Annotated in this window: 20 protein-coding genes; 10 read left to right on the forward strand and 10 right to left on the reverse strand. The window is 70.2% G+C overall.

Going from position 1 to position 19,058, the window contains the following annotated elements:
• Positions 1–10: 10 nt before the first annotated feature.
• On the reverse strand, positions 11–1,339 hold the full coding sequence (locus tag ACFYNU_RS12795; protein WP_356597103.1) for an MFS transporter: 1,329 nt from the start codon (positions 1,337–1,339) through the stop codon (positions 11–13).
• Between the two features lie 126 nt (positions 1,340–1,465).
• On the opposite strand from ACFYNU_RS12795, the gene ACFYNU_RS12800 reads away from it, so the two are divergent.
• Positions 1,466–2,149, forward strand: a complete 684-nt coding sequence (locus ACFYNU_RS12800) for a FadR/GntR family transcriptional regulator (protein WP_356597101.1) — start codon at positions 1,466–1,468, stop codon at positions 2,147–2,149.
• Positions 2,150–2,153: 4 nt separating this feature from the next.
• Here ACFYNU_RS12800 and ACFYNU_RS12805 read toward each other — a convergent pair whose 3' ends face one another.
• From ACFYNU_RS12805 to fabG, 3 genes are all read right to left on the reverse strand, one after another.
• Positions 2,154–2,450, reverse strand: coding sequence for a hypothetical protein (locus ACFYNU_RS12805; RefSeq protein WP_356597139.1), 297 nt, complete (start codon positions 2,448–2,450; stop codon positions 2,154–2,156).
• Between the two features lie 366 nt (positions 2,451–2,816).
• Positions 2,817–3,587: an enoyl-ACP reductase FabI gene (gene fabI / locus ACFYNU_RS12810; protein WP_356586168.1), complete on the reverse strand. Its 771-nt coding sequence runs from the start codon at positions 3,585–3,587 to the stop codon at positions 2,817–2,819.
• A gap of 4 nt (positions 3,588–3,591) precedes the next feature.
• Positions 3,592–4,311, reverse strand: coding sequence for a 3-oxoacyl-[acyl-carrier-protein] reductase (fabG, locus tag ACFYNU_RS12815; protein ID WP_356586166.1), 720 nt, complete (start codon positions 4,309–4,311; stop codon positions 3,592–3,594).
• A 190-nt stretch (positions 4,312–4,501) separates the two neighbouring features.
• Here fabG and ACFYNU_RS12820 point away from each other — a divergent pair, with 190 nt between their 5' ends.
• From ACFYNU_RS12820 to tyrS, 3 genes are all read left to right on the forward strand, one after another.
• Positions 4,502–6,025: a TldD/PmbA family protein gene (locus tag ACFYNU_RS12820; RefSeq protein WP_356586164.1), complete on the forward strand. Its 1,524-nt coding sequence runs from the start codon at positions 4,502–4,504 to the stop codon at positions 6,023–6,025.
• Positions 6,022–7,413, forward strand: coding sequence for a metallopeptidase TldD-related protein (locus ACFYNU_RS12825; protein ID WP_356586162.1), 1,392 nt, complete (start codon positions 6,022–6,024; stop codon positions 7,411–7,413). The genes ACFYNU_RS12820 and ACFYNU_RS12825 overlap by 4 nt, the downstream gene beginning before the upstream one ends.
• An 80-nt stretch (positions 7,414–7,493) precedes the next feature.
• Positions 7,494–8,771: a tyrosine--tRNA ligase gene (gene tyrS / locus ACFYNU_RS12830; RefSeq protein WP_356586160.1), complete on the forward strand. Its 1,278-nt coding sequence runs from the start codon at positions 7,494–7,496 to the stop codon at positions 8,769–8,771.
• Positions 8,772–8,851: 80 nt separating this feature from the next.
• Here the strand turns inward: tyrS and ACFYNU_RS12835 are convergent, their stop codons facing one another.
• Positions 8,852–9,136 carry a GlsB/YeaQ/YmgE family stress response membrane protein gene (locus ACFYNU_RS12835; RefSeq protein WP_356586158.1) on the reverse strand — a complete coding sequence of 95 codons (285 nt, stop codon included), beginning with the start codon at positions 9,134–9,136 and terminating at the stop codon, positions 8,852–8,854.
• 215 nt (positions 9,137–9,351) lie between these two features.
• Here ACFYNU_RS12835 and ACFYNU_RS12840 point away from each other — a divergent pair, with 215 nt between their 5' ends.
• On the forward strand, positions 9,352–9,726 hold the full coding sequence (locus ACFYNU_RS12840; protein WP_356586156.1) for a DUF3099 domain-containing protein: 375 nt from the start codon (positions 9,352–9,354) through the stop codon (positions 9,724–9,726).
• Between the two features lie 229 nt (positions 9,727–9,955).
• Entirely contained in the window at positions 9,956–10,213 is a 258-nt protein-coding gene (locus ACFYNU_RS12845) for a hypothetical protein (RefSeq protein ID WP_356586154.1), read from the forward strand.
• Here ACFYNU_RS12845 and moaA read toward each other — a convergent pair.
• The 3 genes from moaA to ACFYNU_RS12860 all read right to left on the reverse strand — a co-directional run bounded on the left by moaA (position 10,196) and on the right by ACFYNU_RS12860 (position 13,345).
• Positions 10,196–11,185, reverse strand: coding sequence for a GTP 3',8-cyclase MoaA (moaA, locus tag ACFYNU_RS12850; RefSeq protein ID WP_356586152.1), 990 nt, complete (start codon positions 11,183–11,185; stop codon positions 10,196–10,198). The two genes, ACFYNU_RS12845 and moaA, sit on opposite strands and share 18 nt — an antisense overlap.
• 148 nt (positions 11,186–11,333) lie before the next feature.
• Entirely contained in the window at positions 11,334–12,980 is a 1,647-nt protein-coding gene (locus ACFYNU_RS12855; protein WP_388766066.1) for a cation acetate symporter, read from the reverse strand.
• Entirely contained in the window at positions 12,977–13,345 is a 369-nt protein-coding gene (locus ACFYNU_RS12860) for a DUF485 domain-containing protein (RefSeq protein ID WP_356586150.1), read from the reverse strand. Before ACFYNU_RS12860 ends, ACFYNU_RS12855 begins: the two co-directional genes overlap by 4 nt.
• 237 nt (positions 13,346–13,582) lie before the next feature.
• Between ACFYNU_RS12860 and ACFYNU_RS12865 the strand changes: the two genes are divergently transcribed.
• Positions 13,583–15,112, forward strand: a complete 1,530-nt coding sequence (locus tag ACFYNU_RS12865) for a S8 family serine peptidase (protein WP_356586148.1) — start codon at positions 13,583–13,585, stop codon at positions 15,110–15,112.
• A gap of 48 nt (positions 15,113–15,160) precedes the next feature.
• Here ACFYNU_RS12865 and ACFYNU_RS12870 read toward each other — a convergent pair whose 3' ends face one another.
• Both ACFYNU_RS12870 and ACFYNU_RS12875 read right to left on the reverse strand, forming a co-directional pair.
• On the reverse strand, positions 15,161–15,811 hold the full coding sequence (locus ACFYNU_RS12870) for a lysoplasmalogenase (protein WP_356586146.1): 651 nt from the start codon (positions 15,809–15,811) through the stop codon (positions 15,161–15,163).
• Positions 15,808–16,641 carry a sterol desaturase family protein gene (locus ACFYNU_RS12875; RefSeq protein WP_356586144.1) on the reverse strand — a complete coding sequence of 278 codons (834 nt, stop codon included), beginning with the start codon at positions 16,639–16,641 and terminating at the stop codon, positions 15,808–15,810. Before ACFYNU_RS12875 ends, ACFYNU_RS12870 begins: the two co-directional genes overlap by 4 nt.
• A 194-nt stretch (positions 16,642–16,835) precedes the next feature.
• Between ACFYNU_RS12875 and ACFYNU_RS12880 the strand changes: the two genes are divergently transcribed.
• The 3 genes from ACFYNU_RS12880 (at position 16,836) to ACFYNU_RS12890 (ending at position 19,037) form a co-directional block, all read left to right on the forward strand.
• Entirely contained in the window at positions 16,836–17,864 is a 1,029-nt protein-coding gene (locus ACFYNU_RS12880; protein ID WP_356586142.1) for a DEDDh family exonuclease, read from the forward strand.
• A gap of 63 nt (positions 17,865–17,927) precedes the next feature.
• Complete coding sequence (locus ACFYNU_RS12885) at positions 17,928–18,161, forward strand: hypothetical protein (protein WP_078494392.1); 234 nt, start codon at positions 17,928–17,930, stop codon at positions 18,159–18,161.
• An 87-nt stretch (positions 18,162–18,248) separates the two neighbouring features.
• Positions 18,249–19,037: an SURF1 family protein gene (locus ACFYNU_RS12890; RefSeq protein WP_356586140.1), complete on the forward strand. Its 789-nt coding sequence runs from the start codon at positions 18,249–18,251 to the stop codon at positions 19,035–19,037.
• Positions 19,038–19,058 lie beyond the last annotated feature (21 nt).

Genomic DNA, 19,058 nt, shown 5'->3' on the forward strand with positions numbered 1-19,058 from the left:
GTTTCTCATCTCAGCACTCGTCCTCGATCGTCCGGTCCCGCCCCGCGACGACGCCCAGGATGATCTGCGGCACCATCAGTCCGCCCATGAGCATGATCGGCAGTTCCCAGCCGCCGCTGTGCTGGTAGAGCACTCCCACCAGCAGCGGGCCCGGAATGGAGATCAGATAGCCGGTGCTCTGCGCGAAGGCGGACAGCCGTACGACGCCGGCGCCGGTCCTCGCGCGCATGCCGATCATCGTGAGCGCCAGGGGGAAGGCGCAGTTGGAGACACCCAGCACCACCGCCCACACCCAGGCCCCGGCGGCGGGCGCCAGGAAGAGACCCGCGTAGCCGGTCAGACCGCAGGCGCCGAGGGCGATGACGATCGGGCCCTGGTTCTTCATCCGGGTGGCCAGTCGCGGGATGACGAAGGCCAGCGGGACGCCCATCACCATGGTGACGGCGAGCAGCAGCCCCGCCGTACCGGCCGAGACCCCCGCGTCGCGGAAGATCTGCGGCATCCAGCCCATGGTGATGTAGGCGCCCGTGGCCTGGAGGCCGAAGAAGCAGCCGAGTGCCCAGGCGGTCCGGCTGCGGGTGATCCTCGGGGCCGGCGCCGCGACCTGTCCGGACTCCCGTCGCCGTACCGCGTCCGTCTCCGGGCCGGCCGACCCGCTCCTGCGGTCGCGTACGAGGAGCGCGGCCCACGGCAGTACGGCGACGGCGGCGACCAGGGCCCACACACCGAGGCCCAGGCGCCAACTGCCGCCCAGCGCCGTGGTCATGGGGACGGTCGCGGCGGCGGCCACGGCGGTGCCGGCGGACAGGGACATCGAGTAGAGCCCGGTCATGGTGCCGACCCGGTCGGGGAAGTACCGCTTCACGATGACCGGCATCAGCACATTGCTGACGGCTATGCCCATCAGCGCGAGGGCGCTGGCCGCGAGGAAGGCGGCCGTGCTGTTGGTGAAGGGGCGGATCAGCAGACCCGCCGTGATGGCCACCATGCCGGCGAGGACGACGGCGCCGGGCCCGAAGCGGCGGGCGAGGCGCGGGGCGGTGATGCCGAAGACGGCGAAACAGAGCGCCGGTACGGAGGTGAGGACCCCGGCGACGCTGCCGCTCATATGGAGTCCGTCGCGTACGTCTTCGAGCAGCGCGCCGAGGCTGGTGATGGCGGGGCGGAGATTGACGGCGGCGAGGACGAGTCCCACGACGAGGAGCCGGGTCAGCCACGCGGTCGTCCGGGGCGAGGCGGACACGGACGACGCCGGTGAGGACGACGGTGCGGGAGGATCGGCCGGCGGGGGCGGAACGTCCTCGCGGGGCGAGAGCGGAGTCGTGGTCTCGTCAAGCATGGAGCCATCATAGAATCATGGGATGATTGGTTGTCCAATCCTGGCCAACCCTCCTGGCCAACCCTCCTGGCCAACCCTCCTGACCAACCCGGTCGTCCGATCCGGCACTGAGAAACTTGGAGCACCATGGCCCTGACCTCTCCCCGGCGATCCGCGCTCTCCGATCAGGTGATCACCGAGCTGCGGAACCAGATCACGTCGGGAGAATGGCCGGTGGGCTCACGCATCCCCACCGAGGCCGAGCTGGTCGAGCAGCTGGGGGTGGCCCGTAACACCGTCCGTGAGGCCGTCCGCGCCCTGGCGCACAACGGGCTCCTGGACATCCGGCAGGGCTCGGGCACCTATGTCGTCGCGACGAGCGAGCTGGCCGGTGTGATGCACCGCCGGTTCGCCGACGCCGACGCCCGGCACATCGCGGAGGTGCGCTCCACCCTGGAGGCCTCGGCGGCGCGCCTGGCGGCCGAGCGGCGTACGGAGCGGGACATGCGGCAGCTGGAGACGCTGCTGGCACGCCGCGAGGAGGCCTGGTCGGGCGGGGACGCCGAGCTGTTCGTCGCGGCGGACGCGACCCTGCACCTGGCGGTGGTCGCGGCCTCGCACAACGAGGTGCTGACCGCGCTCTACGCGGACCTGAGCGAGCTGATGCGCGACGGGCTGCGCGCGGACGTGGGGCGTGAGCTGCGGCCGGCGTTCCATCTGGACCACGCGCGGCTGGTCGCGGCGATCAGGGCGCGGGACGCGGAGACGGCGGGGACGGAGGCGGCGAGCCACGCGTTCACCTGCCTGCGCGAGACGGTCACCAACGCCTGACCGGTCAGGGCGTGACCCGCTCGTGGCTGACCCAGGCCGATTCGACCTCCTTCCAGCAGCGCCCGCTGAGCCGGGCGTAGCCGGCGGGCCCGGTCTCGGCCGGTGCGCTGTCGGAGTCGACGTCCCACCAGCGCACGCACTCGATGTGCAGCTGGACGCGGTCGGTCTCCGGATACGGGTTGTGGCAGAGGGCTGTCACCAGGGAGCCCTCCGCCTTCGTACGGCAGGAGGCCCCGAAGGGCTCGCGCGCCCGGTCCTCGCGCTCGTCGCCGTCGTCCGCCGTGACCCCGTTGACGCCCATGATGTCGGCCGCCGAGGACCTGGCCACCGGCGGCGGCGACTCGTCCCGTACGACGGCGGTGACGGCGAGGCCCGCCACGATCAGCACCGCCACCGTCAGCGAGGCGGCCACCTTGCGCGCTTTCCGGTACACAGCGACACCTCCTCCGCGATCAGTCTGCGGGGATTCGTCGCCGTTCTCGACTCGGACGGACACGGACGGTGATCAACGGCCCGGAAGGGGCGCGGGAAAGCACGGAGCCGTGGGGGGGGCGGGGGGGGGGGGGGCCCCGCGCCCCCCCCCCCCGGGCGGCCGGCCCCCCCCCCCCCCCCCCCCCCCCCCCCCCCCCCCCCCCCCCCCCCCCCCCCCCCCCGCGGCCTCGGATCCTCAGGCACCCATCATGTGGACGCCGCCGTCGACGTGGACGATCTCGCCCGTCGTCTTCGGGAAGAAGTCCGACAGCAGCCCGACGACGCCGCGACCCGTCGGCTCCGGGTCGGCCAGGTCCCAGCCGATCGGCGCGCGGTGGTTCCACACGTCGGCCAGTTCCTCGAAGCCCGGGATGGACTTGGCGGCCATCGACTTGAGGGGGCCGGCCGAGATGAGGTTGCAGCGGATGTTCCGGGCGCCCAGATCACGCGCGAGATAGCGGTTGGTGGATTCGAGCGCCGCCTTCGCGACGCCCATCCAGTCGTACTTGGGCCAGGCGAACTGCGCGTCGAAGGTGAGCCCGACGACCGAACCGCCGCGCTCCATCAGCGGCAGACAGGCCGTGGTCAGCGACTTGAGCGAGTACGCCGAGACATGGACCGCCGTGCCGACGTCCTCCCAGTCCGCCTCCAGGAAGTTGAAGACTCCCTGCGGGCCGAAGGCGATCGAGTGCACGACGCCGTCGAGGCTCGCGCCCTCGCCCTGGTGCTCACGGATCCGGTCGACGAGGGAGTCCAGGTGCTCCTGGTTGGTGACGTCCACCTCGATGACGGGGGCGGGCTTGGGCAGCCTCTTCGCGATGCGCTCCACGAGCGACAGACGCCCGAAGCCGGTGAGAATGACGTCCGCGCCCTCTTCCTGCGCGACCTTGGCCGCGTGGAAGGCGATGGAGGAGTCGGTGAGGACACCCGTGACGAGGATGCGCTTGCCGGCGAGGATTCCACTCATGTGATCAGTGACCCATGCCCAATCCGCCGTCAACGGGAATGACGGCTCCAGTGATGTACGAGGCGTCGTCCGAGGCGAGGAAGCGGACCGCTGCCGCGATCTCCTCGGGCTGCGCGTAACGACCGAGGGGGACTTGGGCGACGATGTTCTTGCGCTGCTCGTCGGTGAGCACCTTGGTCATGTCGGTGTCGACGAAACCGGGCGCCACGACGTTGAACGTGATGTTGCGCGAGCCGAGTTCACGGGCGAGCGAGCGGGCGAAGCCGACCAGCCCCGCCTTGGAGGCCGCGTAGTTCGCCTGGCCGGCCGAGCCGAGCAGCCCGACGACCGAGGAGATCAGTACGACCCGGCCCTTCTTGGCGCGCAGCATGGCGCGGTTGGCGCGCTTGACGACGCGGAAGGTGCCGGTGAGGTTGGTGTCGAGTACGGACGTGAAGTCCTCCTCGGACATCCGCATCAGCAACTGGTCCTTGGTCACACCGGCGTTGGCGACCAGCACCTCCACGGGACCGTGCGTCTCCTCGATCTCCTTGTAGGCCTGCTCCACCTGCTCGGCGTCGGTGATGTCGCACCGGACGGCCAGGCAACCGGCCTCCGTCAGGGCCTCGGGCGGTTCGCCCGTGCGGTAGGTGATGGCGACCTTGTCGCCGTTGCCGACGAAGGCCAGGGCAATGGCAAGGCCGATGCCCCGGTTTCCTCCGGTGACGAGAACCGAGCGGCTCAACGGAGCACCTTTCGTAGCTGTCTGGTACCTGGAAAACCTATCGGTCCCCGCGTCGGTCCGTGGACTCGGGCATGGACAGCGCCTCGGTACGGTCACTGTGGGGTCCCTACATAAACGCGGCGAAACTCACCTCCGTACCGCATGATTCACTGCGGACACCTTTACCGAGGCGTGTGAAAGGGAGGCCGACGTGCCCCATGAGGTCGATCAGTCGTTTCTGGCACTGCCGCTGAGGGCGCTCGCCGACGCGGCGCTCGCCAGGGCGCGGGCGCTCGGCGCCGATCATGCCGATTTCCGGTTCGAGCGGGTACGGAGCGCGGCCTGGCGGCTGCGGGACGCCAAGCCCGCCGGGTCGTCGGACTCCACCGACGTCGGGTACGCGGTACGCGTGGTGCACGGCGGCGCGTGGGGCTTCGCGTCCGGCGTCGATATGACGATGGACGCGGCGGCCAGGGTCGCCGGACAGGCCGTGGCGATGGCCAAACTGTCCGCGAAGGTGATCGCGGCGGCGGGTTCGGACGAGCGCGTGGAGCTGGCCGACGAGCCGGTGCACGCGGAGAAGACCTGGGTGTCGGCGTACGAGATCGACCCGTTCGAGGTGCCGGACGAGGACAAGACGGGGCTTCTCGCGGAGTGGAGCGCGCGGCTGCTGCGCGCGGACGGTGTCGCGCATGTGGACGCCTCGCTGCTGACCGTCCACGAGAACAAGTTCTACGCGGACACGGCGGGCACCGTCACCACGCAGCAGCGCGTCAGGCTGCACCCGCAGTTGTCGGCGGTCGCGGTGGACGGCGAGAGCGGCGAGTTCGACTCGATGCGCACGATCGCCCCGCCGGCCGGGCGCGGCTGGGAGTATCTGACGGGCACCGGCTGGGACTGGGACTCCGAGCTGGAGCGGATCCCGGCGCTGCTCGCCGAGAAGATGCGCGCGCCGAGCGTGGAGGCGGGGACGTACGACCTGGTGGTCGACCCGTCGAACCTCTGGCTGACGATCCACGAGTCGATCGGGCACGCGACGGAGCTGGACCGGGCGCTGGGGTACGAGGCGGCGTACGCCGGGACGTCCTTCGCGACCTTCGACCAGCTGGGAAAGCTGGCGTACGGCTCGTCGATCATGAATGTGACGGGTGACCGGACGGCGGAGCACGGTCTGGCGACGATCGGCTACGACGACGAGGGTGTCGAGGCCCAGTCGTGGGACCTCGTCAAGGACGGCACGCTCATCGGCTACCAGTTGGACCGGCGGATCGCGAAGCTCACGGGCTTCGACCGCTCCAACGGCTGCGCGTACGGCGACTCCCCGGCCCATGTGCCGGTGCAGCGCATGGCGAACGTGTCGCTGAAGCCGGATCCGGGCGGGCTCGGTACGGAGGATCTGATCGGCGGTGTGGAGCGCGGGATCTATGTGGTCGGTGACCGGTCGTGGTCGATCGACATGCAGCGCTACAACTTCCAGTTCACCGGGCAGCGGTTCTTCCGGATCGAGAACGGCAAGCTGGCCGGTCAGCTGAGGGACGTCGCCTACCAGGCGACGACGACGGACTTCTGGGGCTCGATGGAGGCGGTCGGCGGACCGCAGACCTATGTCCTCGGCGGCGCCTTCAACTGCGGCAAGGCCCAGCCGGGCCAGGTCGCGGCGGTCTCCCACGGCTGCCCGTCGGCCCTGTTCCGAGGTGTGAACATTCTCAACACGACGCAGGAGGCCGGAAGTTGAGCACGAGCAGCAAGCCGCACGAGATCGTCGAGCGGGCACTCGAACTGTCCACCGCCGACGGCTGCGTGGTCATCGCCGACGAGCACTCGACCGCCAACCTCCGCTGGGCGGGCAACGCGCTGACGACGAACGGCCTGACCCGCGGCCGTACGCTCACCGTCATCGCGACCGTCGACGGCAAGGAGGGCACCGCCTCCGGTGTGGTGTCGCGATCCGCCGTCACCGCCGACGAGTTGGAGCCGCTGGTGCGGGCCGCCGAGGCCGCCGCCCGTGGTGCGGGCCCCGCCGAGGACGCCCGGCCGCTCGTGGAGGCCGGACCGGCGTCGAAGGACTTCACCGAGGAGCCCGCCGAGACGACGTCCGCCGTCTTCGCGGACTTCGCGCCCGCGCTCGGCGAGTCCTTCGCGCGCGCCCGGGCCGGCGGCCGTGAGCTGTACGGCTTCGCGAACCACGAGCTGACGTCGACGTACTTGGGCACGTCGACCGGTGTACGGCTGCGCCATGACCAGCCGAACGGCACGCTGGAGCTGAACGCCAAGTCCCCCGACCGGTCGCGGTCGGCGTGGGCGGGGCGGGCGACGCGGGACTTCAAGGATGTCGATCCGGCGGCGCTGGACGCGGAGCTGGCGAAGCGCCTGGGCTGGGCGGAGCGCCGGATCGAGCTGCCCGCGGGGCGGTACGAGACGCTGCTGCCGCCCACGGCGGTGGCCGATCTGCTGATCTACCAGCTGTGGTCGTCCTCCGCGCGGGACGCCGCCGAGGGCCGTACGGTCTTCTCCAAGCCCGGCGGCGGTACGCGTGTCGGTGACTCCCTCGCCGAGCTGCCGCTGTCGCTGCGCAGCGATCCGAACGAACCGGGCCTGGAATCCGCCCCGTTCGTGATCGCGCACGCGTCGGGCGACGACTCGTCGGTGTTCGACAACGGGCTGCCGCTGCGCGCGACCGACTGGATCAAGGACGGCAGGCTGGACCGGCTGGTCACCTCCCGGCACAGCGCGGAGCTGACCGGGCTGCCGCTCGCGCCGGGCGCCGACAATCTGATCCTGGACGGCGGCGGTGAGCGTTCGCTGGAGGAGATGGTCGCCGGCACCACGCGCGGGCTGCTGCTGACGTGCCTGTGGTACATCCGCGAGGTCGACCCGGCCACGCTGCTGCTGACGGGGCTGACGCGCGACGGTGTCTATCTGGTCGAGAACGGCGAGGTCGTCGGCGAGGTGAACAACTTCCGCTTCAACGAGTCGCCGGTCGGCCTGTTGTCGCGGGCGTCGGAGGCGGGCCGGACCGAGAAGACGCTGCCGCGTGAGTGGGGCGACTACTTCACCCGGGCCGCGATGCCCGCGCTGCGTGTGCCTGATTTCAATATGAGTTCGGTCAGCCAGGGCGTATAACCTCGAAGGGGTTCCGGCGCCATGGGCGCCGGACGGACCTGGCCCATCGGGCCTGATTCATCGAAGGAGACGCGAGAAACGTGACGGATATCGTCGACGAGCTGCGGTGGCGCGGGCTGATCGCCCTGTCCACCGACGAGGACGCATTGCGCAAGGCGTTCGCGGACGGCCCCGTCACGTTCTATTGCGGCTTCGACCCGACCGCGCCCAGTCTGCATCTGGGGAATCTGGTCCAGATTCTCACCATGCGCCGGTTGCAGCTGGCGGGGAACCGTCCGCTGGGCCTGGTCGGCGGGGCCACGGGTCTGATCGGCGACCCCAAGCCGAACTCGGAGCGCACGCTGAACGCGCCCGAGGTCGTCGGCGAGTGGGTCGAGCGGCTGCGCGGGCAGATCGAGCGGTACCTGGACTTCGAGGGTCCGCACGCCGCGACCATGGTCAACAACCTGGACTGGACGTCGGGTCTGTCGGCGATCAGCTTCCTGCGTGACGTCGGGAAGTACTTCCGGGTCAACAAGATGATCGCGAAGGAGGCGGTCGCGCGGCGGCTGAACTCCGACGCGGGCATCAGCTACACCGAGTTCAGCTACCAGATCCTCCAGGGCATGGACTTCCTGGAGCTGTACCGGCGCCACGGCTGCACGCTCCAGACCGGCGGCAGCGACCAGTGGGGCAATCTCACCGCGGGTACGGATCTGATCCACCGGGTCGAGCCCGAGGCGTCGGTGCACGCCCTGGCGACCACGCTGATCACGAAGGCCGACGGCACCAAGTTCGGCAAGACGGAGTCCGGGACCGTCTGGCTGGACCCCGAGCGGACGACACCGTACGCGTTCTACCAGTTCTGGCTGAACGCGGACGACCGGGACGTCTCCAAGTTCCTGCGGATCTTCAGCTTCAAGTCCCGCGCGGAGATCGAGGAGCTGGAGAAGCTGACCGAGGAGCGTCCGCAGGCGCGCGCGGCGCAGCGTGCGCTGGCCGAGGAGCTGACGACGCTGGTCCACGGCGCCGAGCAGTGCGCGGGTGTGGTCGCGGCGTCGAAGGCGCTGTTCGGCCAGGGCGAGCTGACCGGGCTGGACGCGGCGACGCTGGCGGCGGCCCTGTCCGAGGTACCGCACGCGCGGGTGGCGGAGCTGGCGCCGATGGTGGATCTGCTGACCGAGGTCGGTCTGGCGCCGAGCAAGTCGGCGGCCCGCCGGACGGTGAAGGAGGGCGGCGCGTACGTGAACAACGTCAAGGTCACGGACGCCGAGGCCGTACCGGACGCCGGGGAGCTGCTGCACGGGCGCTGGCTGGTGCTGCGCCGGGGCAAGAAGAACCTGGCGGCGGTAGAGGTCACGGCGGACGCGGCTCCCTGAGCCGGTCGTGGGACGACGCCGGGGCCCGGTACGCGATGCGCGTACCGGGCCCCGGCGCTGTCCGCCCGCTGCCGGGAGTCCTACCTGGGGGTCGTCCGTCCTCTGCCGTGCCGGAACGACGACCAGACCATGTCGCCCACCCCCACGACGATGACGGCGCCGATCACCTGGAGCACATGCCGGGTCCAGTCGAAGCCTCTGGTGTCCTGGACTCCCAGCCAGCCGGACGCGGCGTTGCCCAGCATGCCGCCCAGGATGCCGAAGATGATCGTCAGCCACAGGGGGATGCGCTGCTTGCCGGGGATGATCGCCTTGGCGATCAGTCCCAGCACCAGGCCCACGATGATTGCCCACAGCCAGTTCATGGTCGCCTCCTCGTGCGGCGCGCTCTGCGCAGTGCGGCCAGTCTCGGCGTGTCCGGCGTACGCCGCATGTCGAACACGGCCGTACGTGGCCGGGCGCAGGTACGGTGCGCAGCGCTCGGGCGGTACCCCCTCTCGTAGCGGGCGCAGGGCGGGCGTACCGTTGAGCGGGTCCGGCACGGGGAGCGGCCGGCGAGGGAATCGGGTGGTGGATCGTGATGCGGAAGCAGCGCAGCGCCGAGGTTTTCCGTATCACAGGCGCGCGGCGGGGACTCGACGAGGACGTGCGCGGCAGACAGCGGCGCTATGTCATCTCCATGCTGGTGCGCACGCTCGGGATCATCCTGGCGGTGGTTCTGTGGAATGTGGAGCGTTATGTGGCGATTGCCGGTCTTGTACTGGGCATTCTGCTGCCCTACGTGGCTGTTGTATTCGCCAACGGGGGCCGGGAGAACGCCGGTTCGCTGCCGTCGACCCATCTCGCCCCGCCGGCCCGGCCGATGATCGCTCCCGCCCCGGTCTCCGGTGGAGCGGAATCCGGCGCGCGGTCCGCGAACTTCGAACACCCCGCTCCCCCGCGCGAGCGGGGCTGAGCGGGGCGAGGCCCGAAGCTCAAGAAAAGCTCAGATCAATCATGAAGTTCCGGTGCACCTGACCCCATGAGCCGTGACATACTTTGTAGGCGCTCCGCATCCCCCGTCGGAGCGACGGACCGACGCCGGGCAGCTCCCCCCGTGGCTGCTCGGCGTCGCCTTTTCTCCGGAGGGTGTCACCCCCGGACCCGCTCTCCGCACGCTCCGGTCCCGGCCTAGTCTTGGGGCCGTGGACCTCTTCGATCTCCCCGGCGCCTCTTCCGGACCCGACAGCCCCGTCTGCTCGGCCAAGGGCTGCCGTGCGCCCGCCGTGTGGGTACTGGCGTGGAACAACCCCAAGCTGCACACGCCCGAGCGCCGTAAGACCTGGCTGGCCTGCGACGAGCACCGCGAACACCTGTCGTCGTTCCTCGGTGTACGCGGTTTCCTCAAGGATGTCGTCACCCTGGCCGCGTGGGAGCGGGACAGCTCAGCCGCCGATGGCTGACATGGGCCGGTCGGGCTGGAGGAACGACGGGTCGTCCAGTCCGGAGCCCGCCTTCTTGCCCCACATCGCCAGCTTCCAGATCCTCGCGACGTCCTCGTCGGTGGCGTCCGAGCGCAGGGCGGCCCGCAGATCGGTCTCCTCCCGGGCGAACAGACAGTTGCGCACCTGACCGTCGGCGGTGAGCCTGGTGCGGTCGCAGGCCGAGCAGAACGGGCGGGTGACGGAGGCGATGACACCGACCCGGTGCGGTCCGCCGTCCACGATCCAGCGCTCGGCGGGGGCGGACCCGCGCTCCTCGCCGCCCTCCTCGGTGAGCGTGAAGCGGGTGCTCAGCGACTGGAGGATGTCACCGGCGGTGATCATCCCGTCCCGCTTCCAGCCGTGCTGGGCGTCGAGGGGCATCTGCTCGATGAAGCGCAGTTCGTAGCCGTGCCGGACGGCCCAGGCGAGCAGCTCGGGAGCCTCGTCGCCGTTGAGCCCCGGCATCAGCACGGTGTTGACCTTGACGGGGGTGAGTCCGGCGTCCCGTGCGGCGGCCAGTCCGTCGAGCACGTCCTGGTGGCGGTCGCGCCTGGTGAGCGTCTTGAAGACGTCGGGACGCAGGGTGTCGAGCGAGACGTTGACCCGGTTGAGACCGGCGGCCTTGAGCGCCGAGGCCGTACGCCGCAGCCCTATGCCGTTGGTCGTCAGCGACATCTTGGGGCGGGGGGTGAGGGCCGCGCAGCGCTCGACGATCCCGACGAGACCGGGGCGCAGCAGCGGCTCGCCGCCGGTGAAGCGCACGTCGCGGACTCCGAGGCGGGTCACGGCGATACGGACGAGTCTGACGATCTCGTCGTCGGTGAGGAGGTCGGGCTTGGCGAGCCACTGAAGGCCCTCCTCCGGCATGCAGTACGTACACCGGAGATTGCACTTGTCGGTGAGCGAGACGCGCAGGTCGGTGGCTACTCGGCCATAGGTGTCGATGAGCACGCTGAGCCCCCTTCCCTCGTGGTGTCCTTCGAGCGTACGGCAGACCTCTGACAACGGCCGGGGCCGTTTGCCACAAGGAGCGGCGTGGCCGCGTCGTAGGACTCTACGACGCGGCCACGCCATGTGTGCCCGCTTCGGCGGAAGACGATCAGTGCGCTCCGGTGCCGGTGAGCGACTTGACCTCCAGCTCGGCGTACTTCTTGACGTCGGGCTCCTCCTTGGAGAGGAGGGAGCCCAGCCAGCCGAGCAGGAAGCCCAGCGGGATCGAGATGAGACCCGGGTTCTCCAGCGGGAAGAAGGCGAAGTCCACGCCCGGGAACATCGAGCTGGGCTTGCTGGAGACGACCGGCGAGAACAGCACCAGCAGGACGGACGAGGCGAGTCCGCCGTAGATCGACCAGAGCGCGCCCACGGTCGTGAACCTCTTCCAGAAGAGGCTGTAGAGGAGCGTCGGCAGGTTGGCGGAGGCGGCGACCGCGAAGGCGAGGGCCACCAGACCGGCGACGTTCAGGTCACGGGCGAGGGCGCCGAGCGCGATGGAGACGATGCCGATGGCGACGGTCGCGTAGCGCGCCGCGCGCACCTCCTCCTTCTCGGTGGCCTTGCCCCGGCGGATGACGTTGGCGTAGATGTCGTGCGCGAACGACGACGAGGACGCCAGTGTCAGGCCGGCCACGACCGCGAGGATGGTGGCGAAGGCGACCGCGGAGATCACGGCGAGCAGGATGGCGCCGCCGGTGGAGTCACCGCCGCCGCCGATCTCCATGGCGAGCAGTGGCGCCGCCGTGTTGCCCGCAGGGTTGGAATCGGTGATCTCCTTCGGGGTGAGCAGCGCCGCCGCGCCGAAGCCGAGGGCGATGGTCATCAGGTAGAAGCCGCCGATGATGCCGATGGCCCAGTTGACGGACTTACGGGCCGCCTTGGCCGTGGGCACCGTGTAGAAGCGGATCAGGATGTGCGGCAGTCCGGCGGTGCCGAGGACGAGCGCGATGCCCAGGGAGATGAAGTCGAGCTTCGAGGTCTCCGTGAGGCCGTACTTGAGTCCGGGCTCCAGGAAGGACGAGCCCTTGCCGCTGTTGGAGGCGGCGGTGCCGAGGAGGTCGGAGACGTTGAAGTTGAACTTCAGCAGCACCAGGAAGGTGATGAGCAGGGTGCCCGCGATGAGCAGGACGGCCTTGACCATCTGGACCCAGGTGGTGCCCTTCATGCCGCCGATGGTCACGTACACGATCATCAGGATGCCGACCAGGGCGACGATCAGGATCTTGCCCGCGTCGCTGGTGATGCCGAGCAGCAGCGAGACGAGCACGCCCGCGCCGGCCATCTGGGCGAGCAGGTAGAAGATCGAGACGACGATGGTGGAGGCGCCGGCGGCCGTACGGACGGGGCGCTGGCGCATCCGGTAGGCGAGGACGTCGCCCATGGTGTAGCGGCCGGAGTTGCGCAGCGGTTCGGCGACCAGCAGCAGGGCGACGAGCCAGGCGACCAGGAAGCCGATGGAGTAGAGGAAGCCGTCGTATCCGAAGAGGGCGATGGCGCCGGCGATTCCGAGGAAGGACGCGGCGGACATGTAGTCGCCGGAGACCGCGAGGCCGTTCTGGAAGGCGGTGAACTGCCGTCCGCCCGCGTAGAAGTCGGCGGCGCTCTTGGTCTGCCGGCCGGCCCACACGGTGATGACGAGGGTCGCGATGACGAACAGCGCGAAGAGCGTGATGATCAGCGGCCGGTGTTCGCTGGCGTCGGAGTTGGCGAGGTGGATCCCCGCGGCCTCGCTCAGCTGGATGGTCGGGCTCACAGGTCGGCCTCCATACGGGACTTGATCGCCGCGCCCTGGGGGTCGAGCCTCCGCGATGCGAATTTCGAGTAGAACCAGGCGATGAGGAAGGTGGTGAGGAACTGACCGAGGCCGAAGACGAAGGCGACGTTGATGTTGCCGAAGAGCTTGGTGCCCATGAAGCCGCCGGCGTAGTTGGACAGCAGGACGTACAGCAGGTACCAGGCGATGAAGGCGATGGTCAGGGGGAAGGCGAAGGAGCGGTAGGTACGGCGCAGTTCACCGAACTCGGCGCTCTCCTGGACCTCTACGAACTGGGCTGTCGTGGGCTGGGCGGGGCTGGTGTCCGAATCGCCCTTGGGCGGCGGCGGTCCATCGGTAGCCACGGAATCTCCTCGTGACGCGGGTGCGGTAGGGGTGGTCATCAGGTGTCCTCACTCGGGGGGCGATGGTGCTCCACCCCCTGACAACGGCACGGAGTGCGCGGCGAAGTGGTTCAACACCCGCGTTTTTCTGACCGAAATCGTTGCTGAGCAGCGACGTTCAGAGATAGCTTCGCTCGTCATGTACCCGCCCATGCGCAACGTGCGCGGGGGCGGCCTCACGGATGATGTGGAGAACCCATGGCTCATCTGAGATCCAGACGACGGCGCGTCCTGGTCATGCCCGTCGGCCTGGCGCTCATCGCCTCGCTCGGCTTCCTGCCGGCCGGGTCCGCCTCGGCGGCCCCGGCCGACGTGCCGGCCGCGGTCTCGGCGGACGGCCCGAAGCTGTCGTACGTCGTGAACACCAACGGCGGGCACTCCACCGTCAAGTCGGTGAAGAAGGCCATCGCCGAGGCCGGCGGGACCGTCGTGATCGCCTACGACCAGATAGGTGTCATCGTCGTCCACTCGCAGAACCCGGAGTTCGGCAAGACGATCCGCAAGGTCCGGGGCGTGGCGTCGGCGGGGGCCACCCGCACGAAGCCGATGGCGGCCCAGACCACCACGGACATCGAGGCCGAGCAGCCGCTGTCCGCCAAGGAGGCCAAGGCCGCCGAGGCGAAGGCGTCGGACGAGCAGGACGCGCTGGAGCCCCTTCAGTGGGACCTGCCGGCCATCAAGGCCGACAAGGCGCACAAGAAGTCGCTCGGCAGCAGCAAGGTCACGGTCGGCGTGATCGACACGGGTGTCGACGACACCCACCCCGATCTCGCGCCGAACTTCGACCGCCGCGCCTCGGTCAGCTGTGTGGGCGGTACGCCCAACACGGCTGACGGCGCCTGGCGTCCGGGCCCCGGGGAGAGTGACCACGGCACGCACGTCGCGGGCACGATCGCCGCGGCCAAGAACGGCACCGGTGTCACCGGTGTCGCTCCGGGCGTAAAGGTCTCCGGCATCAAGGTGTCGCAGCCCGACGGCTTCTTCTACACGGAAGCGGTCGTCTGCGGCTTCATCTGGGCCGCGGAGCACGGTGTCGATGTGACGAACAACAGCTACTACACCGACCCGTGGCTGTTCAACTGCGAGGACGACCCGGACCAGAAGGCCCTGGCGGACGCCGTCACCCGGGCCACCCGGTACGCCGAGGGCAAGGGCGTCGTGAACGTCGCCGCCGCCGGCAACTCGGACCTGGACCTGGCGGCCGACGAGCTGACGGACGACTCCAGCCCGAACGACACCACTCCGGGCGAGCGGGTCATCGACCCGGACGAGTGCCTGGACATCCCGTCGCAGGTGGCGGGTGTCGTGACGGTCTCCGCGACCGGTGCGAAGAACCTGAAGGCGTCGTACTCCAACTACGGCAACGGTGTCATCGACGTCGCCGCTCCCGGCGGCGACCTGACGGCGTACCAGACGCCGGAGGCGCCCGCCGTCAACGGTCTGATCCTCAGCACGCTGCCCGGTGGTGGCTTCGGCTACAAGGGTGGTACGTCGATGGCCTCCCCGCACGCGGCGGGTGTCGCGGCGCTGATCAAGTCGAAGCACCCGTACGCCTCGCCGTGGCTGGTGAAGACGTTGCTGACCACCCAGGCCGACGCGACGTCGTGCACCAACCCGTACGACATCGACGGTGACGGCACCGTCGACGCGGTGTGCGAGGGCGGCAAGAACAAGAACGGCTTCTACGGGGCCGGCGTGATCGACGCGCTGGACGCCGTCCGCTGGTAACAGCGACCGTGTGAGTGGGTGGGCGGGCCGCCTCGACGGGCGGCCCGCTCAGTCATGTGCGGGGGCGGGTGTACGGGCGCGTACGCGCGAGCGGTCCGCCAGGATCCCCGCCGTCAGCAGGGCCTGCGCCGCGAGATAGGTGACCATGACCCACAGATCGGCGGCCGGCGGCTCCGGCCGGCCGGCGACGCCGAGGGCGATGAGCGTGTCGGAGAGCAGGAAGAGCGCGCCGCCCGTGCCCGCGAGGGCGCCGAGAGCGCTCGCCCGGCAGGCCATGGCGGCCAGCAGGAGGCTGTACACGGCGACGGGGACGCGGAGTTCGGCCGGGAGGCCGGACCACAGCAGGGCGAGCGTCACGACGAGCGCCAGGCCGTATCCGACGGCCGGGCCGACGCGGGTGCGACGGCGGCCGAACAGCGCGAGGTAGCAGAGGTGTCCGGCGGCGAAGCAGCCCATGCCCGCGAGGAACGCCCCGTCGGCCGGGAAGAGCAGGAACACGTCGCCGCCCCAGCCGAGGAGCAGCGCCGCGACGAGCAGCCGCGGACCGCCTCGGGCGGCCACGTACGCGGCGAGCAGCGGCATCAGCAGGGGCTTGGCGAGGAGTTGACCCGTCCGCGCGTCCGCGGCGACGCTCACCAGCTCGGCGACGGCGGCGAGGGCGAAGGCCGCGAGCAGCGGTTTCGCGTGACGGCCCCTCACTCGGGCTGCCAGCCGGGTCCGCGGAAGATCCGTCCGGCCCGTTCGCGCCAGTCGCGCGCCGCCCGTACGTCGCGTGCGATGGCCGCGTACTCGTGGGTGGCGACCCGCAGCGGGTTGTAGGTCTCGATGTTCTTCGTGAGGCCGAAGACGGGCCGCTCGGTCTCGGCCGTGAAGGAGCCGAAGAGCCGGTCCCAGACGATCAGGATCCCGCCGAAGTTACGGTCCAGGTAGCCGCCTTGGGAGGCGTGGTGCACCCGGTGGTGGGAGGGCGTGTTGAACAGGTACTCGACGGGCCGGGGCAGTCTGCCTATCCGCTCGGTGTGCACCCAGAACTGGTAGACGAGGTTCGCCGACGAGCAGAAGGCGAGCGCCGCCGGATGGGCGCCGAGCAGGACGAACGGAAGGTAGAACGGCCAGACCGTGAGCGAGGTCCAGGGCTGGCGCAGCGCGGTGCTGAGGTTGAACTTCCTGCTGGAGTGGTGCACCACGTGGCAGGCCCACAGGATGCGGACGACATGGTGGCCCCGGTGGGACCAGTAGTAGAGGAAGTCCTGCGCGAGAAGCATCAGCGGGATCGTCCACCACAGGACCGGGACCCGTAGGGGCGTCAGTTCGTAGGCCGCCGTGTAGATCGCGACGACGGGGATCTTCCACAGGAGGTCGAAGCCGAGGCTGCCGAGTCCCATGGAGAGACTGGTGGCGGCGTCCTTGCCCGAGTAGCCGGCGGCGTCCTCGTCGGGATGGAGGCGGTAACTCACCACCTCCACAAGGGTGAGCAGGACGAACGCGGGGATCGACCACAGCACGACATCAGGCAGGTTCGGCGGCATGCGAGCACGGTAGGGCGGGGCGCGCGGCCCCGGCTAGATGTTGTTACTGACAAGTATGTGAGACGTTCTGTCAGCGGAATCTGTGGGCTTCCACCAACGGGTGACCGGACGATCCGTCAGCACCGTGCCCCGCGCGCGGGCCGACGAACGGTCAGAGGCGCGTCACGGACTGTCAGTCGTGGCCCGTATTCTCTGTGACCATGCTCGACGACCCCGCGACTTCAGCGATGTGGCCGGCCGCGTACCCCCGGGGATACGCGGTCGTCGACGTGGAGACCACCGGACTCGCCCGTGACGACCGGATAGTGTCCGCGGCGGTGTACCGGCTGGACGCGCGGGGCGACGTCGAGGACCACTGGTACACGCTGGTCAACCCCGAGCGGGATCCCGGCCCGGTCTGGATCCACGGTCTGACGACCGATGTGCTGGCGGGCGCGCCGCTGTTCAGGGATGTCGCGGACGAGTTCGCGGAGCGGCTCGCGGACCGGGTGCTGGTCGCGCACAACGCGGCCTTCGACTGGTCCATGATCGCCCGGGAGTACGCCCGCGCGCGGGCGACCGTGCCGACGCGTCAGCGGCTGTGCACGATCGCGCTCGCCAGGGAGCTTCGACTGCCGCTGCCCAACCACAAGTTGGCGACGCTCGCCGAGCACTTCGGCGTCAGGCAGCAGCGCGCGCACCACGCGCTGGACGACGCCCGGGTGCTCGCGGAGGCGTTCCGGCCGAGCCTGCACGCGGCGGCGCGCGACGGCGTACGGCTGCCGCTGCTGGAATGCCTGCCGCTGACGGAGTGGTCGGAGAGCCCGGCGACACCGCTGATCGGCCATCAGCCGACGCACCGTCCGGGGACCTGGCGGCCGTCGCGCCGGCTGCCGCCCAGCCCGTATCCGAATCCGGGGCGGTACGAGAGCGACAAGCCGCTCGCGCAGGGGATGCGGGTGGCGTTCTCGGGTGACACCTCGGTCGACCGCGAGCTGCTGGAGGACCGGGCCGTCGAGGCGGGCCTGCATGTCGCCACCAGCGTCTCGCGCAGGACGAGCCTGCTGGTGACGAACGATCCGGGGTCGGCGACGTCGAAGACGGTGAAGGCGGCGGAGTACGGCACACCGGTCGTCGACGAGGCGGCGTTCACCCATCTGCTGCGCGACGTGGCGCCCGCGCCCGCGCCGCCGGCCACCCCGCCGGCCGGGCGGCCGGTGCCGGTGCCCCGGTCAGACGGGTGATTGCGCCGCGACGCGCCCGCCGACCGCTCGCACACCGCCGCACCGCGTCCCAACCTGTGCCGCATGGCACGTTGCGAAGTCTGCGGAAACGAGTACGGCATGTCCTTCGAGGTGCACGCGCAGGGCGCGGTGCATGTCTTCGACTGCTTCTCCTGCGCCATCCACCGCATGGCGCCCGTCTGTGAACACTGCCGGGTCCAGATCATCGGCCAGGGCGTCGAGGTCGAGGGCCAGTGGTTCTGCGGAGCCCACTGCGCCCGCGCGGAGGGGAAGGTGGGCATCGTCGACCGGGTGTGAGTGCCGCCGGCCCGGCGGGCCGGGCGCACCGGCCGGCGGGCGGACCCGCTGGCGGGGACGCCCGGCCCGCCGGGTACCGTCGGAGGCGTGTACCGCTTCCTCCTGTCGCGGCAGTGGGTGATCCTCACCCTGCTCGCCCTCGTCCTCATCCCCGTGATGATCGAGCTGGGCTTCTGGCAGCTGCACCGGCATCAGCACCGGGTGGCGCAGAACACCCTGATCGCGAACAACCTCAAGGCGAAGCCGGTCCCGGTCACCGAGCTGACCTCCCCCGGCCACACCGTGCCGCGCGCCGACTTCTGGCGCCAGGTCGAGGCCACCGGCCGGTACGACACGGAGCACGAGGTCGTCGTACGCCGCCGGACCAACACCGACGAGACCGTCGGCTTCCACGTCCTGACCCCGTTCGTCCTGGCCGACGGCCGCGCGGTCCTCGTCAACCGGGGCTGGGTCCCCTTCGGCGCGGACCAGCGGACCTTCCCCGACATCCCGGCGGCGCCGAAGGGCGAGGTCACCGTCACCGGCCGCCTCAAGGCCGACGAGACGACCGGCACCAGCGGCATCAAGGAACTCAAGGACCTCCCCGACCGCCAGGTCATGCTGATCAACAGCGAGCAGCAGGCCCGGTCCCTCGGCCGTACCGTCCTCGGCGGCTACATCGAGCAGACCGCCCCCGCGGCGCCCGGCGGCAGCCCGGAGCAGATCCCGCGGCCCGACTCCGGCTCCATCGGCGCGCACATGGCGTACGCGGTGCAGTGGTGGCTGTTCACGGCCGCCGTGCCCGTCGGATGGGTCGTCCTCGTACGGCGCGAGCTACGCGACCGTGCTTCGGCCGCCACCCGAAGCACCCCCGAGCGTGAGACTGCCCCCGCATAACGTCCCTGTCCTGCGGGAACA

It is taken from the genome of Streptomyces sp. NPDC006643 (genome assembly GCF_042870175.1).
In the GTDB taxonomy this organism is placed as follows: Bacteria; Actinomycetota; Actinomycetes; order Streptomycetales; family Streptomycetaceae; genus Streptomyces.